Origin of the sequence: Thiomicrorhabdus chilensis DSM 12352 (genome assembly GCF_000483485.1) — a bacterium.
In the GTDB taxonomy this organism is placed as follows: domain Bacteria; phylum Pseudomonadota; class Gammaproteobacteria; order Thiomicrospirales; family Thiomicrospiraceae; genus Thiomicrorhabdus; species Thiomicrorhabdus chilensis.
The window spans coordinates 139,880-155,741 of sequence record NZ_KI519609.1 but is presented as its reverse complement, the minus strand read 5'-3'; the positions used below and the strand labels follow the sequence as shown (position 1 = coordinate 155,741).

19 protein-coding genes are annotated in these 15,862 nt (G+C 46.5%); 2 read left to right on the top strand and 17 right to left on the bottom strand.

Annotated features, from left to right (window positions below; translation table 11 throughout):
- Nucleotides 1-3 precede the first annotated feature (3 nt).
- Complete coding sequence (locus B076_RS0100735) at nt 4-513, top strand: hypothetical protein (protein WP_028485629.1); 510 nt, start codon at nt 4-6, stop codon at nt 511-513.
- Between the two features lie 2 nt (nt 514-515).
- Here the strand turns inward: B076_RS0100735 and ubiA are convergent, their stop codons facing one another.
- From ubiA to mnmG, 17 genes are all read right to left on the bottom strand, one after another.
- Entirely contained in the window at nt 516-1,367 is an 852-nt protein-coding gene (ubiA, locus tag B076_RS0100730; RefSeq protein ID WP_028485628.1) for a 4-hydroxybenzoate octaprenyltransferase, read from the bottom strand.
- A 6-nt stretch (nt 1,368-1,373) separates the two neighbouring features.
- Nucleotides 1,374-1,640: a hypothetical protein gene (locus B076_RS0100725; RefSeq protein WP_028485627.1), complete on the bottom strand. Its 267-nt coding sequence runs from the start codon at nt 1,638-1,640 to the stop codon at nt 1,374-1,376.
- Between the two features lie 11 nt (nt 1,641-1,651).
- On the bottom strand, nt 1,652-3,022 hold the full coding sequence (glmU, locus tag B076_RS0100720; RefSeq protein WP_028485626.1) for a bifunctional UDP-N-acetylglucosamine diphosphorylase/glucosamine-1-phosphate N-acetyltransferase GlmU: 1,371 nt from the start codon (nt 3,020-3,022) through the stop codon (nt 1,652-1,654).
- A gap of 251 nt (nt 3,023-3,273) precedes the next feature.
- Nucleotides 3,274-3,708, bottom strand: coding sequence for a F0F1 ATP synthase subunit epsilon (locus tag B076_RS0100715; protein WP_028485625.1), 435 nt, complete (start codon nt 3,706-3,708; stop codon nt 3,274-3,276).
- A gap of 6 nt (nt 3,709-3,714) precedes the next feature.
- Nucleotides 3,715-5,097, bottom strand: coding sequence for a F0F1 ATP synthase subunit beta (atpD, locus tag B076_RS0100710; RefSeq protein WP_028485624.1), 1,383 nt, complete (start codon nt 5,095-5,097; stop codon nt 3,715-3,717).
- 29 nt (nt 5,098-5,126) lie between these two features.
- Complete coding sequence (gene atpG / locus B076_RS0100705) at nt 5,127-5,990, bottom strand: F0F1 ATP synthase subunit gamma (protein WP_028485623.1); 864 nt, start codon at nt 5,988-5,990, stop codon at nt 5,127-5,129.
- Nucleotides 5,991-6,005: 15 nt separating this feature from the next.
- Nucleotides 6,006-7,547, bottom strand: a complete 1,542-nt coding sequence (gene atpA, locus B076_RS0100700; RefSeq protein WP_028485622.1) for a F0F1 ATP synthase subunit alpha — start codon at nt 7,545-7,547, stop codon at nt 6,006-6,008.
- 15 nt (nt 7,548-7,562) lie between these two features.
- On the bottom strand, nt 7,563-8,099 hold the full coding sequence (locus B076_RS0100695; protein ID WP_028485621.1) for a F0F1 ATP synthase subunit delta: 537 nt from the start codon (nt 8,097-8,099) through the stop codon (nt 7,563-7,565).
- Between the two features lie 11 nt (nt 8,100-8,110).
- The gene (locus B076_RS0100690; protein WP_028485620.1) at nt 8,111-8,581 is read right to left on the bottom strand and encodes a F0F1 ATP synthase subunit B; all 471 of its coding nucleotides are present in this window, start codon (nt 8,579-8,581) and stop codon (nt 8,111-8,113) included.
- A 50-nt stretch (nt 8,582-8,631) separates the two neighbouring features.
- Nucleotides 8,632-8,922, bottom strand: coding sequence for a F0F1 ATP synthase subunit C (gene atpE / locus B076_RS0100685; RefSeq protein WP_028485619.1), 291 nt, complete (start codon nt 8,920-8,922; stop codon nt 8,632-8,634).
- A 162-nt stretch (nt 8,923-9,084) separates the two neighbouring features.
- The gene (gene atpB / locus B076_RS0100680) at nt 9,085-9,900 is read right to left on the bottom strand and encodes a F0F1 ATP synthase subunit A (protein ID WP_028485618.1); all 816 of its coding nucleotides are present in this window, start codon (nt 9,898-9,900) and stop codon (nt 9,085-9,087) included.
- A gap of 11 nt (nt 9,901-9,911) precedes the next feature.
- Nucleotides 9,912-10,274 carry an ATP synthase subunit I gene (locus B076_RS0100675; RefSeq protein ID WP_028485617.1) on the bottom strand — a complete coding sequence of 121 codons (363 nt, stop codon included), beginning with the start codon at nt 10,272-10,274 and terminating at the stop codon, nt 9,912-9,914.
- Nucleotides 10,267-10,539 carry an AtpZ/AtpI family protein gene (locus B076_RS0100670; RefSeq protein ID WP_028485616.1) on the bottom strand — a complete coding sequence of 91 codons (273 nt, stop codon included), beginning with the start codon at nt 10,537-10,539 and terminating at the stop codon, nt 10,267-10,269. The genes B076_RS0100675 and B076_RS0100670 overlap by 8 nt, the downstream gene beginning before the upstream one ends.
- A 240-nt stretch (nt 10,540-10,779) precedes the next feature.
- Complete coding sequence (locus B076_RS0100665; RefSeq protein ID WP_028485615.1) at nt 10,780-11,649, bottom strand: ParB/RepB/Spo0J family partition protein; 870 nt, start codon at nt 11,647-11,649, stop codon at nt 10,780-10,782.
- 23 nt (nt 11,650-11,672) lie between these two features.
- The gene (locus B076_RS0100660; RefSeq protein WP_028485614.1) at nt 11,673-12,440 is read right to left on the bottom strand and encodes a ParA family protein; all 768 of its coding nucleotides are present in this window, start codon (nt 12,438-12,440) and stop codon (nt 11,673-11,675) included.
- A 39-nt stretch (nt 12,441-12,479) separates the two neighbouring features.
- Nucleotides 12,480-13,133, bottom strand: coding sequence for a 16S rRNA (guanine(527)-N(7))-methyltransferase RsmG (rsmG, locus tag B076_RS0100655; RefSeq protein ID WP_051347081.1), 654 nt, complete (start codon nt 13,131-13,133; stop codon nt 12,480-12,482).
- A 6-nt stretch (nt 13,134-13,139) separates the two neighbouring features.
- Complete coding sequence (gene mnmG / locus B076_RS0100650; protein WP_028485612.1) at nt 13,140-15,038, bottom strand: tRNA uridine-5-carboxymethylaminomethyl(34) synthesis enzyme MnmG; 1,899 nt, start codon at nt 15,036-15,038, stop codon at nt 13,140-13,142.
- Between the two features lie 165 nt (nt 15,039-15,203).
- On the opposite strand from mnmG, the gene B076_RS0100645 reads away from it, so the two are divergent.
- Entirely contained in the window at nt 15,204-15,803 is a 600-nt protein-coding gene (locus B076_RS0100645) for a hypothetical protein (RefSeq protein WP_028485611.1), read from the top strand.
- Nucleotides 15,804-15,862 lie beyond the last annotated feature (59 nt).

Sequence of the window (15,862 nt, the reverse complement as noted above, 5' to 3'; positions counted from 1 at the left end):
TTTATGTCCGATGCCATTTCCCAAATACAAGCGTCTTACGATGCCATAGAAGATAGAATACTCCTAAAAATAAAGACACACAATCAACGTGTCTATTCTGCATGGATTACGCGACGCTACCTGCGCTTGCTGATTCCGGCCTTACAAGGCCAGCATCCGCAAACCGGCGAAACCTTGTTTCCTCCGCAACAGACTCTGGCCAATCAAACGGAAACGGCTGAAGATGATCTGGATTTGAACGATTTCGATACGCTTTATGAAGAGCCAGAAAGTCCCGAATATCCGCTGGGAGAAGAGCCGGTTCTGCTGACGAGGATTGCTTTCAAAGAGATGGATAGCGATCACCCTCAACTGAATCTGGATCCTGAAGAAGGACCAGGCATTGGTTTGCCGTTTCAGCCCGATGTGTTAGGAATCTTGTTGAAAATCTTCGGCCAAGCCCTGCACTCGGCAAACTGGCAACTCGACCTGGAACCGATACTGCAATTGCCTAGAGAGAGTCGACTGCAATGAATTTAAAGCAGGCTGTCCAAGACAATGCCACCGAGAACAATCAGTCCAATCCAGTGATTTTGTAAAAACACACGAAAGGCTAAGCTGGCATCCTGTTTACGCAGTTCAAAATAGTGATAAATAAACAGGCCTGCCACCCAAAGCAGGCTCAAATAATAAATCCAACCGAGTTCGAACAGGTCTCCGATCCATACCAGCAAGCCCCACATCAACAGCTGGAACAAACCGACAATCTGCGCCAATGAGTCTCCAAATAAAATGGCCGTGGATTTAATGCCCACCTTCAAGTCATCCGGCTTATCCCCCACCGCATAAGCGGTGTCGTAAATCAGGGACCAGATCAAGGTAACCACAAAAACAGGCCAGGCCTGCCAGGGCACACTGCCTTGGACAGCCGCAAACGCCATCGGAATTGCCCAGGCAAAAGCGGCCCCCAGAAATGCCTGCGGCCAATAGGTATGGCGTTTCATAAAAGGATACAGAGCCGCCAAAGCGACGGCCACAAAAGAGAGACCGATCGTCAGCGGGTTCAATGTCACAACCAACGCAAAAGCGAGCAGACAGAGGCCAGCAAAAAAAAGTAAGGCTTCCTTCGATGAGATTTGCCCTGTCGCCAATGGACGCTGACAGGTTCGCTCGACCGCACCATCAAAATTACGGTCTGCATAATCGTTGATCACACAGCCCGCCGAACGCATCAGTACCGCACCCAATGTAAACACCAACAACAGCCAAGTATCTGGCAGACCATCCGAGGCCAACCATAGGGCCCACAAAGCCGGCCACAGCACCAGATAAATACCGATCGGTCGATTCAAGCGGGTTAAGGATAAATAAACGTCTAATTTGGCCATGAATTCCTAAACAGATTCTTCTAATTTGTTTATTAGGCTTTGGACTGCATCAAATACCATGCTGGATACTTCCAAATTGGCCTGCGCCACGCCTTGGCGGTCGGCGTAATGTAAAACCACCTTATTGCCGTCAAGTTCCCATACAATGATATAGCCGTAACCGACCAATTCAGTCTGACCAACATCCTGGTGGGTGATCTGCCATCCCTGTTCTGACATCTTTTGCTTAAAACGGTCACAGATCTTGGGGTTGATTTCACGGTGTTTCAACATAGTTAAGTTTCTTATTTTGGCTTTTTAACCGGCTTCTGCCAGCCTTTCAGAGTAATCTGCTTGGAACGCGAAAGCGTCAATTCTTCTGCAGGCACTTCTTTGGTAATGGTGGAACCCGCTCCGATCGTTGCGCCGTCACCCAGTTTGACCGGGGCAACCAGTTGGCTGTCCGAGCCTACAAACACCCCTTCACCAATTTCTGTCAGATGCTTGTTCACACCATCGTAGTTGCAGGTAATGGTGCCGGCACCAATGTTGCAATGAGCTCCCATCAGGGTATCTCCAATGTAACTCAAATGATTGACCTTTGAACCAAAGCCTATCTTGGATTTTTTAACTTCAACAAAATTTCCGATTTTAGCTTCTGATGCCAACTCCGTGCCCGGCCTTAACCTTGCATAAGGGCCAATGACACAGGCCTGTTCAATCTGGGAATCTTCAATATGAGAAAACGCATGGATAATGGTGTTGTCCGCGATCACACTCTCTTTGATGATGCAATTCGCTCCAATCTGGACGTTGTCACCGAGTTTAACCCGACCTTCAAATACCACATTCACATCAATACTCACATCTTGACCGACTTCAATCTGACCGCGAACATCCACTCGGCCTGCATCCATCAACGTCACCCCAGAGCGCATTAATTGCTCCGCCTGTTGACGCTGATAACGACGCTCCAAGTCCTGAAGCTGTTTTTTATCGTTGACACCCAGCACTTCAATCTCGGAATCGGGCTGAGTGGTATGAACCTGAAACCCATCCGCTACACACATCTCGATAATATCCGTTAGATAAAGTTCACCCTGCGCATTATCTGAAGAGAGTTTGCCTAGCCAACTCTTAAGATAAGCGCCTTTGACTGCCATGATACCGGTATTGACCTCAAGGATGGATTTTTGATCGGCTGTGGCGTCTTTCTCTTCGACAATTGCCTGAACTTGATGATGCTGATTTCTCACAATGCGCCCATAGCCACTGGAATCCGCAAGGCGGATTGTCAACAAAGCCAGCGGATGATGAGCATCGACCAAGGAAAGTAGATCCTTAAGCGTTGACTGGGCCGTTAATGGCACATCACCATACAGAATCAATACTGTATCATTCTCTCCATAATAGTCATTAGCCTGGGCAACGGCGTGCCCGGTACCCAACTGTTCCGCCTGCAAGGCGAATTCAAGATGTTCGCCTTTAATGGTCTGTTGGACTGTTTCTGCACCATGACCGATTACCGTAACAATCTGTGTTGCATCAAGGGTAGACGCCGTATTAACAACATGTTGCAACAGGGGTTGTTGCGCTAGGGGTTGCAGCACTTTAGGCAACTGAGAGCGCATACGAGTGCCTTTACCCGCCGCAAGAATAACAACTTTTAATGACATATAGATTCCTACCAAAAACTAATTCATATATTAATAAATTCAAACTGAGCCTATTGATATACAAACTAAACAAAATTAATACGAGCTACCGGATAGCGTTTGACAGCTTACTTCACGAAGTCAACACAAAAAGTAAGTGTAGTTTACTACACGAATTGTTTCAGAAGATAGGGTTGATAGTAAGCAGCTAAATAAAACGATAGGCGAAAAAAAAGCGGCTAAAAAGCCGCTTTATTAACAAAGATTAACAATTAAGCCAACCCAGTTTTATGCAAACGATCTCTCAGTTTAGAAATCGCTTGAATTTGAGCAACCGCTTCTGCTAGTTCGACCTGAGCACGCGCAATGTCGGTCTCAGATTTAGCATTCGCCATTGCTTCTTCAGCACGCTGTTTAGCCGCTTCGGCTTCAGCTTCGTCAAGATCGGCAGCACGAATAGCAGTATCGGCCAATACCGTTACCACACTCGGCTGTATCTCAATGATGCCGCTGTTGACGTAGAAATGTTGTTCTTCGTCACCGCTCACGACACGCACTGTTCCAGGTTTTAACTGGCTAAGGAACTGGGTATGGTGAGGCATAACACCAACCTCACCATCGGCAGCCTGTGCATAAAGCATCTCAACTTTACCAGAAAAGATCGCGCCTTCTGCACTTACAATATCGACTTGCATTGTGACTGCCATGATCAATTAACCTTTATATTTTTTAGCTTTCTCTAGGACTTCATCAATGTCACCAGCATACATAAATGCCTGCTCAGCAACATCATCCATTTCACCAGAGATAATCATTTTGAAACCACGAATAGTTTCTTTCAAAGAAACATAACGACCATCTTCACCAGTGAATACTTTAGCTACGAAGTAAGGCTGAGAGAAGAAACGCTGCATCTTACGAGCACGCGCTACTAGAGCACGGTCTTCTTCTGAAAGCTCATCCATACCTAGGATAGCGATGATATCTTTAAGCTCTTTATAACGCTGAAGTGTCTGCTGTACACCACGTGCTACATCATAGTGCTCCTGACCAACAACCTGAGGATCAAGCTGACGAGAAGTTGAATCCAAAGGATCGATTGCAGGATAAATACCTGTTTCAGCGATCGAACGGTTCAATACAACAGTCGCATCCAAGTGAGCAAATGTGGTAGCAGGAGCCGGGTCAGTCAAGTCATCCGCAGGTACATATACTGCTTGGATAGAGGTGATTGAACCAACTTTGGTTGACGTGATACGCTCTTGGATCTGTCCCATTTCATAAGAAAGTGTAGGCTGGTAACCTACCGCAGATGGCATACGACCCAACAAGGCAGATACTTCGGTACCGGCCAAGGTATAACGGTAGATGTTATCTACGAAGAACAAGATATCACGACCTTCATCACGGAAGAATTCAGCCATAGTCAAACCAGTCAAAGCAACACGTAGACGGTTACCTGGTGGCTCATTCATCTGACCATAAACAAGAGCAACTTTATCAAGTACTCCTGACTCTTCCATTTCATAATAGAAGTCGTTACCTTCACGAGTACGCTCACCTACACCAGCAAATACTGAGTAACCAGAGTGCTCGATCGCGATGTTACGGATCAATTCCATCATGTTAACGGTTTTACCAACACCGGCACCACCGAACAAACCAACTTTACCACCCTTAGCAAACGGACAGATCAAGTCAATAACTTTAACCCCTGTCTCTAGCAACTCTTGAGAAGCCGCTAGTTCGTCAAATGCCGGAGCAGGACGGTGAATTGTCATTTTCTCTTCAGCTTCAACAGGACCCGCATTGTCAATTGGGTTACCTAGAACATCAAAGATACGCCCTAGTGTCGCTTTACCTACTGGTACCGAGATCGCTTCGCCAGTATTAGAAACTGCCATGCCACGCTTCAATCCGTCTGAAGAACCCATTGCGATTGCACGCACTACGTTATCACCGACTTGTTGCTGAACTTCTAAAGTAAGATCCAGTTCATCAACTTTTAACGCGTCATAGATTTTTGGTAAATCAGCACCTTTAAATTCGACGTCGATAACCGGGCCGATAATTTGTACTATTTTTCCACTCATAATCTTTAACCTTTTATTGAAATCCTTCAAACTTAAACAGCGGATGAACCGGACACAATCTCCGATAGTTCGGCTGTGATTGCTGCCTGACGAGCTTTGTTGTAAGACAATTTCAGCTCTTTAATCATTTCACCGGCATTGTCTGTTGCATTCTTCATTGCAATCATACGAGCACCTTGCTCACACGCAGCATTTTCAACAACAGCACCGAAAACGGTACTTTCAACATAACGACGCATCAATAAATCCAATGCGGTTTTAGCATCAGGCTCATAAAGGTAATCCCAATGCGATTCGTCAGTTTTTTCAACAGACTCAAGAGGAACTAGCTGTTGGATTGTTGGGTCTTGTGCCATAGTGTTGACAAAAACGTTAGAAGCCAAATGAACTTCATCAATTTCACCCGCATCAAACTTGTCCAAAACAACTTTGATGGTACCAACTAAGTCCTCAATGTGAGGTGTGTCACCCAGGTCAGATACAGTTGCAACCACATTCCCACCATAACTGCGGAAGAATGTCTGTGCTTTACCACCAACCAGTGCAAGCTCAACCTCTACACCCTGCTCTTTCCACGCTTTAAGCTGTGGTAAAGCTTTACGGAATAAGTTTGAGTTTAAACCACCACATAAACCTCGATCAGAAGAGATTACGACTAAGGCAACACGCTTGACGGTTTCACGAGTCTGAGTATAAGGATGCTTATACTCAGGGTGAGCACCTGAAACGTGTCCAATGACTCTCTTCACTTTTTCGACGTATGGTTTGGTAGCATCCATGCGGGCTTGCGCCTTACGCATTTTGGAAGCCGCCACCATTTCCATGGCTTTGGTGATTTTCTTGGTATTTGTTACGGAACCAATTTTGGCTCGTATTTCTTTACTACCGCCTGCCATGGCCTACCCCTTATCTTAGTAAACGCCGTTTGATTTGAAGGCTTCGATACAAGCTTTAACACCTGCAACGATTTCATCATCCCAACCACCTTTCTCATTGATCTTGGCGGCTAGTTCAGCGTGTTCTGAGTTTAGGGAGGCATGCAATGCTGCTTCAAAGTCCAATACTTTTTCGACTTCTACATCGTCCAAGTAACCTTCATTAGCTGCATATAAAGACGTTGCCATCTCTGCGATAGTAAGAGGTGAATATTGCTTCTGCTTCATCAATTCTGTTACACGCTTACCACGTTCCAACTGCGCTTTAGTCGCTGCATCCAAATCAGATGCGAACTGAGCAAAGGCCGCCAATTCACGGTACTGTGCCAAATCAAGACGAATACCACCACCTAATTTCTTGATCGCTTTAGTCTGAGCAGCACCACCAACACGTGATACAGAAAGACCCGCGTTCACAGCAGGACGGATACCTTGAGTAAACAAACCAGTTTCAAGGAAAATCTGACCATCAGTGATCGAAATTACGTTTGTCGGTACGAATGCAGAAACGTCACCTGCTTGGGTTTCAATAATAGGAAGAGCAGTCAATGAACCGGTCTTACCTTTTACTTCACCGTTAGTGAATCTTTCAACATAATCCGCACTTACACGAGCAGCACGCTCAAGTAGACGGGAATGTAGATAGAATACGTCACCAGGGAAAGCTTCACGTCCTGGTGGACGACGTAGCAACAATGAGATTTGACGGTAAGCCTGAGCTTGCTTGGTCAAGTCATCATAGATGATCAATGCATCTTCACCACGGTCACGATAGTACTCACCCATCGCACAACCTGCATACGCAGCCATGTACTGAAGAGCAGCCGGATCCGACGCGTTAGCCGCAACGATTACCGTGTTTTCCAAAGCACCGTATTCTTCAAGTTTACGTGCTACGTTGTTTACGGTAGAAGCCTTTTGACCCATCGCTACGTAGACACATTTAACACCAGTGTTCTTTTGAGAAATGATCGCATCGATAGCGATTGCTGTTTTACCAGTCTGACGGTCACCGATGATCAACTCACGCTGACCACGACCAACCGGGATCATTGAGTCGATAGACTTGATACCAGTCATCATAGGCTGGTCAACAGATTGACGGTCGATAACACCAGGAGCGATACGCTCGATAGGTGACGTGACTTTTGTGTCAATTGACCCTTTACCATCGATAGGACGACCTAGACCGTCTACAACACGACCGTTTAATTCCGGTCCTACTGGTACTTCTAGGATCTTACCTGTACAAGTGACTTTGTCACCTTCAGAGATGTGCTCGTATTCACCAAGAATAACGACACCAACTGAATCGCGCTCTAAGTTAAGCGCCATACCGAAAGTGTTTTCATCAAATTGAACCATCTCACCATACATTACGTCTGAGACGCCGTGAATAAGAGCGATACCATCAGCGATGCTAACGACCGTCCCTTCACTGCCAGACTCTGCAGCACCATCAAAACCGGCAATGCGGTCTTTGATTAGATTACTGATTTCAGAGGCATTCAATTGCATGTGTGTTCCTCTCCATTATTGGGCGATTGCTGCGCCAAGTTTGTTAAGTTGTGAAACAGCTGAACCATCAATAGCCCAGTCACCGACTTTAATCTTTATGCCTGCAATTAAGTCAGGATCTTCTTCATAAGAGATCTCAACTTCTGCATCAAACTTGGCATTTAAAGCAGCACTTAATTTTTTCTTCTGCTCAACCGTTGCTTTACGTGCAGTAATAATCGTCGCTCTAACGCGCTTGTCTTCTTCGGCCTTCAACTCTTCAAAAGTCTCAGAAACACCAGGAAGCGCAGCTAAACGCTTATTTTCAGCCATTACAGATAGAAGGTTTTTTCCTTCAGCAGTCAGGTTCGCTCCCATAACAGATTCGAAAACGGATAAAACATTTTCATCACTGTACTCAGGGTTGCCAATCATAGCCTGCATCGCGTCATCAGAAGCGATGGTGCTAAGGTTAGCCAGTTCTTCCGACCATTCTGTTAGCTGATTCTTTTCCTTTGCGACTGCAAAGGCTGCTTCAGCATAGGGTCTTGCAATTGTCATTAATTCTGCCATAGAAGTTTTCCTTAGATTGATTTAACTAAGGTTTCAAGCATGTCGTTGTGCGCTGCTGCATCCACTTCTTTCTGAAGAATTTTTTCTGCACCAGTTACAACCAATGAAGCCACTTCTTTACGAAGGTCTTCTCTTGCACGACTAACTTCTTGCTCAATTTCTGCTTGGGCGGCAGCTTTAATACGGTCAGCTTCTTCGTTGGCTTTTACTTTCGCATCTTCTACGATTTCAGAGCTACGTTTTTCAGCTTGACTCAGTATGTTTTGAGCTTGAGATTTAGCTTCCTTAAGCACTTCTTTTGCTTTTTGTTCAGCCAACTCAAGTTCATGCTTACCTTTCTCAGCGGCAGAAAGACCGTCAGCAATTTTCTTCTGACGTTCTTCCATTAGCTTAGACAGCGGCCCCCACAGCACCTTGTTCACAAACCAGACTAATAGCACAAATGCAATAATCTGGATGAGAAGCGTTGCGTTAATACTCACAGTGGTTACCTCGCCATTCGTTAAATTAAAATATTAAATTTTCGATTTAATTAAGCGCCAAGAGCAGCTGTCATTGCACCGACGAATGGGTTAGCGAATAGGAACCACATAGCGAAAGCTAGGATGATGAAAGGGAAAGATTCCATCAAACCGGCAAAAATGAACATGTTCGTCATTAGAGCTGGACGCATCTCAGGCTGACGAGCGATTCCTTCCAATGTTTTAGAACAGATTAGACCCCAACCAATTGCTGAACCTAGACCAGCGGCAGCCAAAATTACACCTACACCAATAGCAGTTGCAGAGTAGATATCAGCAATCATAGTAGCAGTTACTTCCATCGACTTTCTCCTAAAGTTTTACAAGTTAAAATTAAAAAAAATAAAAGTTAAATAAAGCTTTTTACTTCAGACCCCAAATGAAACCTCAAAGCAGGTGCGCTTAAACCTTTTTGATGACCCACCTAAATGAGCCACCTATTCCTTTCATTGTTACCGGGTGGCTTAATGACCTTCGTCGTGAGCCATACCCAGATAAACAATAGTAAGCACCATAAAGATAAAGGCTTGAAGGGTGATAACCAACAAGTGGAAAATCAACCAACCTAAATCAAGTAGAACTTGTAATGGTGCCCAGAATAGCGCAGCGGCACCCACTGCTAAAGTTCCACCAATCAATGCGATCAGTAGGAATACCAACTCACCTGCGAACATATTACCGAACAAACGCAGAGCAAGTGAAAGTGGTTTGGAAACTTCTTCGATAAACGTCATAACAACGTTGACTGGAATGAAGAACTTGCCGAATGGGTGAAACAGGAACATCTTAATGAATCCGCCCACACCCTTAATTTTGATGTTGTAGTAGATAATCAATGCAAAAACGGTGAACGCCATCGCAAGGGTCGTGTTCAAATCCGTAGTCGGTACGATTTTCAAATGTGCATGAGGGTCACCGGTTACCAACTGGAACAAGTAAGGAAGAAGATCAACCGGGATCAAGTCCATAAAGTTCATCAGCCAAACCCATACGAAAATGGTCAGCGCCAAAGGTGCAATCAGTGGGTTATGGCCAGGAAAGGCATCACGAACGTTGGTCGAGACAAAATCAAGAATAGACTCAACGAAATTCTGGAATCCACCGGGTTTTCCAGTTTCTAATTGCTTACCAAGTCTTGCAGACACAAAAACAATCAATGCGCCAAGCAAAAAACTTACAACAATGGTATCCAGATTAAATGTCCAGAAACCTTCGCCTATGTGATTATTTGTCAAGTGATGTTGAATATACTCGACAGTTCCCATCTTTTCAGCACTCAAGGGACTTCTCCTTAGTCAGTCAAACGCTGCTTGCCTTTCAGATTGAAAGCCTGTCCGATCTGCATCGCCACAAAGGTCAATACCATCGGCATCGCTTCCAGTCCTAGAACTTGCAACCCCAAAACAAATAACACAGCCAGAAGAACGAATCTCACGACTGCACTCAAATATAAAACTAAAATTCCACCTTTCGGGTCATTAGCTGCTTTCGAATCGGCTTTTTTAAACGTCAGACTGAGCATCAAGACATTCATGATTCCAATAAAAAAACCGTAAGCGGCAGACCAGATGAGATCTTGAGTAGAGAAAACCAACACAGCAACCAGACCGATTAGGCCTTGGATTTTAAGAGGTTGATTAAGGTTTTTAATCATCTTTCTTTTCTGCTTTTGGAGCTGGATCCAACCTACTCGAGAGCTTCATCACCTTTTGCATGCCGCCGATAAAACCAAGCAGGCCACACAAAAGTAAAAATATGGGGGTTGTTTCAAACAATTGGTCAAATGCATAACCAACCAGAAAACCCGCAACAATCATTGACGTAAAGATCGAACCCGCACTCAGCAACAGGAAATTGACCGCCGGACTTGGCGCCTCACCTGCTTTGGTTTTTTTCGGCTCTTGGCTCGATTCAGTCATTCAATGGCAAACTCTATTAATGATACTTTTTAGTTGATTATTGTTCAACCTAAACGGTGGCACATGATATAGCTTTACGCCCTTAAAAGCTAGCTTATATGCTTGTTTTTCTCTAGGTTTTGTTCATGAATCCACTTAGACAACTACATGCAGTATGTCGCAAAACCCAGACCACTAGATGTATTAATAATATCCTTAATCTTTTTTATGATTGAGATTCTTTATTAAAATTCCATTATTCTAAAAAAGTTTTAATAAACGGTTTAAATCCTCTAGATTGTCATAGCTGATTTCAAGCTTGCCTTTGCCGCTTTCACGATGATTGATCTTAACCTTGGCCTTAATTTTTTCGGCCAGCATATTTTGCTGCGTTTCGATCTGTTCCATTCCCGGAATCGCTTTTTTCTTGGATTCCTTAATCACCTTGTTTGGAACCAGAATTTGCTGCACGGCCTCTTCCATCTCGCGTACCGACCAACCCTTAAGCTTGGCTTTTTCAACCAATTCTAGCTGCTTGTCTTCAGGCAGAGAGATAATCGCACGCGCATGCCCCATGCTGATTTCACCATCGTGCAAGGCTTGCTGAATGGCTTGAGGAAGTTTCAGAAGACGAAGCAAGTTTGATACTGCCGCCCTTGAACGGCCAACCGCATCGGCAACTTCTTGCTGAGTTAACTCAAATTCTTTAAGCAGGCGCTTCAAACCAATTGCCGTTTCGATGGGATTCAAGTCTTCACGCTGAATGTTTTCAATCAGCGCCATTGCCAAAGTCGCTTGGCTGTCCGCCTGTCTGACAACGACCGGAACCTTATCCAAACCGGCCAATTGGGCCGCTCTCCAGCGTCGCTCACCTGCGATTATCTCGTACTGATCGTTATCCAGTGGTCTGACAATAATCGGCTGCACCACGCCCTGAACACGAATTGAGTCGGCCAACTCTTGCAGGGCGCTCGATTCAAATTGCTGACGAGGCTGGTAGACACCCGCCTGTAATTGATTGACGGGTAGCTTTTCGATGCGTAAATCGGTACTACTGTTCTCTGACTTTTGTTTAGCGCCTATCATGGCATGAATGCCACGGCTTCCCATTCCTGAGCGTTTTTTTGCCATACCTTACCTTTTTCTTGTCAGAGTTAAATTTGTGTTTTACGGATTAATTCATTCGCCAGCGCCAGATAGGCGATCGCGCCATTTGATGCTGCATCATAATCCAAAATGGACTCACCATAACTGGGCGCTTCCGCCAAACGGACATTTCTTGGAATAATGGTCTGCAGTACCTTCATACCGAAATGGGAAACCAATTCACTGGAGACATCATTTGCCAGGTTATTACGACGGTCATGCATGGTTCTGAGCAAACCATCAATATGCAAACTATCATTCAGCTGAGATTTAACCGTTTCAATGGTATCCATCAAAGCCGACAGCCCCTCCAAAGCGAAATATTCACACTGTACCGGCACCACAATACCATCGGCCGCCGTCAAAGCATTCAAGGTCAGCATATTCAAAGTCGGCGGGCAATCGATCAAAACCGCATCATAATCATTGCGGATTTTTTTCAAGGCCTTACGAAGCCGCTTTGGCCCCATACCTTCTTCCAGCAAAGCCACTTCAGCTGCGGTCAAATCGCCATTCGCCGGCATCAAATCCAGGCCAGCCTGCTCAACCTCAATAATGGCCGCTTTAGGTTTGCACTCACCCACCAGAACTTCAAAAATCGAGTTCTCCAGTTGATCCTTATCGACCCCGATCGCCACGGTGGAATTTCCCTGAGGATCCAGGTCAATCAACAACACCTTTTTTCCCAAACGTGCCAAGGAAGCCGCCAAATTCACACTGGTTGTGGTCTTACCCACGCCGCCTTTTTGATTCGCCAATGCAATCACTCTGCCCACGAAATGCCACCTAACCTTTTTGTATGCCGTTTAATGTTTTCAATTTCTTTCCTGCTGACTTGCCTTAATCAACATGCGCTGGGCGTCAAGACCCGGAATCTGCAAATCGATCATCGCCTCGATTTTGACCAGGCCTGGTAGTTTCGAATAATCTTCAAAATCTTTTTGGGCTTTCATCGCCCACCAGAAACCGTCTGGCTTCAGCAGATGCGCCGTCCAATGCATCATGTCTTCCAACGAGGCAAAGGCACGCGACACCACCCCATCATAACGCTCGGCCGGCTGATAGGTTTCAACACGCTGATGGAATACTTGGGTGTTCTCCAAGCCCAATTCCGCTTTGGCCTGAATCAGAAAACGGGTTTTTTTGCTGTTGCTGTCCAGCAGGTCAACTTCTCTGTCAGGAAAACAGATGGCCAATGGAATGCCAGGCAAGCCGCCCCCCGTGCCCACATCAATCAATCGCTGTCCCTCGATGTGCGGCACAATCGCCAAACTGTCCAATAGATGTTTAACCAGCATCTCCTGCGGATCACGGATCGCGGTCAAATTATAAACCTTATTCCACTTTTCCAATAGGGTCAAATAAGCCATCAACTGATCTACGGCCTGGGCAGGCAAAGTCAGTTGCAATGCCTTGATCCCGGCTTCCAGCTGAGGTTTTAGGGCTTGTATGTCATGGTTTTGATTCATGTTGGATCAAGCTACCTTATTGCCGGAACGATGCTTTTTGATGGAGATCAGCAAAATGGAAATCGCCGCCGGAGTGATGCCCTGAATACGGCTGGCCATGCCCAGGGTTGCAGGCTTATGATCTCGAAGCTTTTGCTTGACCTCATTCGATAAACCGGAAATGCCATCCAAATCCAAGTCTTCGGGAATTTTAACCGCTTCCGAACGTTTAAGTTTGTCGATATCCTGCTTCTGGCGCTCAATGTAACCGGAATACTTGGCTTCAATCTCGATCTGATCAACCACCTCTTCGGAGGCAACCCCTTTACCAAACACTTCAAGCTCAGCCAGCGCGCTGTACGCCACCTTAGGGCGTTTCAAAAGATCGAACAGACTTTGCTCCTTGCTTAGAGGCAGTTCCATCAGGGCTTCGGCCTGCTTGGCTTCCGCATGTGACGGATAAATCCAGGTTTTTTTCAACCGCTCAAGCTCTTGCTCAAGGCTTTCCATTTTGGTTTCAAACGCCATCCAACGGACATCATCGATCAAACCAAACTGGCGCGCAATCGGCGTCAGGCGCTGATCGGCATTGTCCTCGCGCAACATCAAACGGTATTCGGCACGCGACGTAAACATGCGGTAAGGCTCGGTGGTGCCCATGGTAATCAGATCATCTACAAGCACACCGATATAGGCTTCGTCACGGCGCGGATACCACTGCTCCTGCATCTGCGCACGGCGTGCAGCATTAATGCCAGCCAAAATCCCTTGGGCTGCGGCTTCTTCATAGCCGGTGGTCCCGTTGATCTGCCCGGCAAAATACAAGCCGTGGATATGACGGGTTTCCAAAGTCGGTTTCAATCCCCGCGGGTCGAAATAGTCATACTCGATGGCGTAACCCGGTCGCATAATGCGCGCATTTTCTAACCCTTCCATAGACTGCACAATCTGCAACTGGGTTTCAAACGGCAAGCTGGTGGAAATCCCATTCGGGTAGAGTTCGTTACTGGTCAGCCCTTCCGGCTCGATAAACACCTGATGGCGATCCTTATCGGCGAAACGCATCACCTTGTCTTCGATCGAAGGGCAATATCTCGGCCCGACACTGTCGATTTCACCCTCATCGGAATACATCGGCGACTGATCCAATGAGGCCATGATCGCCTCGTGCGTCTGGGCATTGGTGTAGGTGATGTAGCAAGGGATCTGCTGTGGGTGCATGGAACGCTTGCCCATATAAGAGAATACCGGAGCCGGATCATCACCGTGCTGGATCTGCATGGCATCGAAATTGACGGTGCGTGCATCAATGCGCGGTGGTGTGCCTGTCTTTAGGCGACCGACCGGCAGCTCCAACTCACGCAAACGCGCCGCCAAACGATTCGACGGGGCGTCACCAGCACGCCCCCCTTCGTAGTTCTGCAAACCGATATGAATGCGACCGGCCAAAAAAGTGCCCACCGTCAAGACAACTTGATGCGCATAGAACTTCAACCCCATTCGGGTTTCCACGCCGCGCACCTGGTCGCCTTCCAAAATCAAGTCTTCAACAGGCTGTTGGAAAATCGACAAATTGACTTGGTTTTCCAGCAAGGTGCGAATCGCCTGGCGATACAACACTCGATCAGCCTGCGCACGGGTGGCGCGTACCGCCGGACCTTTTGAGGCGTTAAGGGTTCGGAACTGAATCCCGGCCTGGTCAATCGCCAACGCCATGGCACCACCCAAGGCATCCACCTCTTTAACTAAATGCCCTTTGCCGATCCCGCCGATTGCCGGATTGCACGACATCTGTCCCAAGGTATCGATATTATGGGTCAGCAACAGGGTTTTCTGGCCCATGCGTGCCGCAGCCAGTGCTGCTTCGGTACCGGCATGACCGCCGCCCACCACGATAACCTCATAATTAGAACTTAACGCATCCATGTTGCATTCCTTCTGGAAAAGCCGATTCAACCCACGGATTAATCCAGGTTGATACAATCAACGAAACCGATGTTAAAATAACTGATATAAAATAGTAAAGTATTTTACCATAAGCTAATCCCATTCAACCAGGCATCCATCCCACAACCTAAAAAGGGGCGCAATATGTTCGGTTTTCACTTCAAAAACAGTCTCATAGCGGTAACGCTGGTCGGCGTCATCAGTCTCGTATCCGGTTGTAATTCCAACCCACCCAAAAGCATGATGAATGTTCAACCAGGTGAACGTTTCCATCTCAAGCAAACCATCACCATCCCGGCAGGCAAAGCGCGCCAGTTCATCCAGTTCGGCCAAATCACAGGCAGCGGGTTTGATCGACGTGAACAGCACTGCCGTATCGAAATATATGAACTGCAAACAAGCCGTACCGTCATTCAACCCGAATCCTTCCGGATAGAGCGGGTTCAGCTTGGTGAAGAGCAGATTGCGCAACTCAATCAGCCGATTCAAATGGCCGCCAATCTTCACACTCGAACCAGCGACCTGCCGGAATACAACCCGGTGCTTGCCCTGTCTTACGAGCGACCCGAAACCATGGACTTGGTGCATCTGTATTTAAAATCCAAGCAGCAACCGAATGTTTATCGCCTGACCTGTGCCGGTGCATTAAGCGACGGCAGCATGGCGGATGCGCCACGCAGTTTTCGTCCGCAACGCACTGAAATCAACCGCATACTGGGTACTGTGGGGAAAATAGAAAAGTGATTGAACAAGCTTCTGTCCATCCAAATGGACAGGCCTGCTGATATTCAATAAACGCCCAA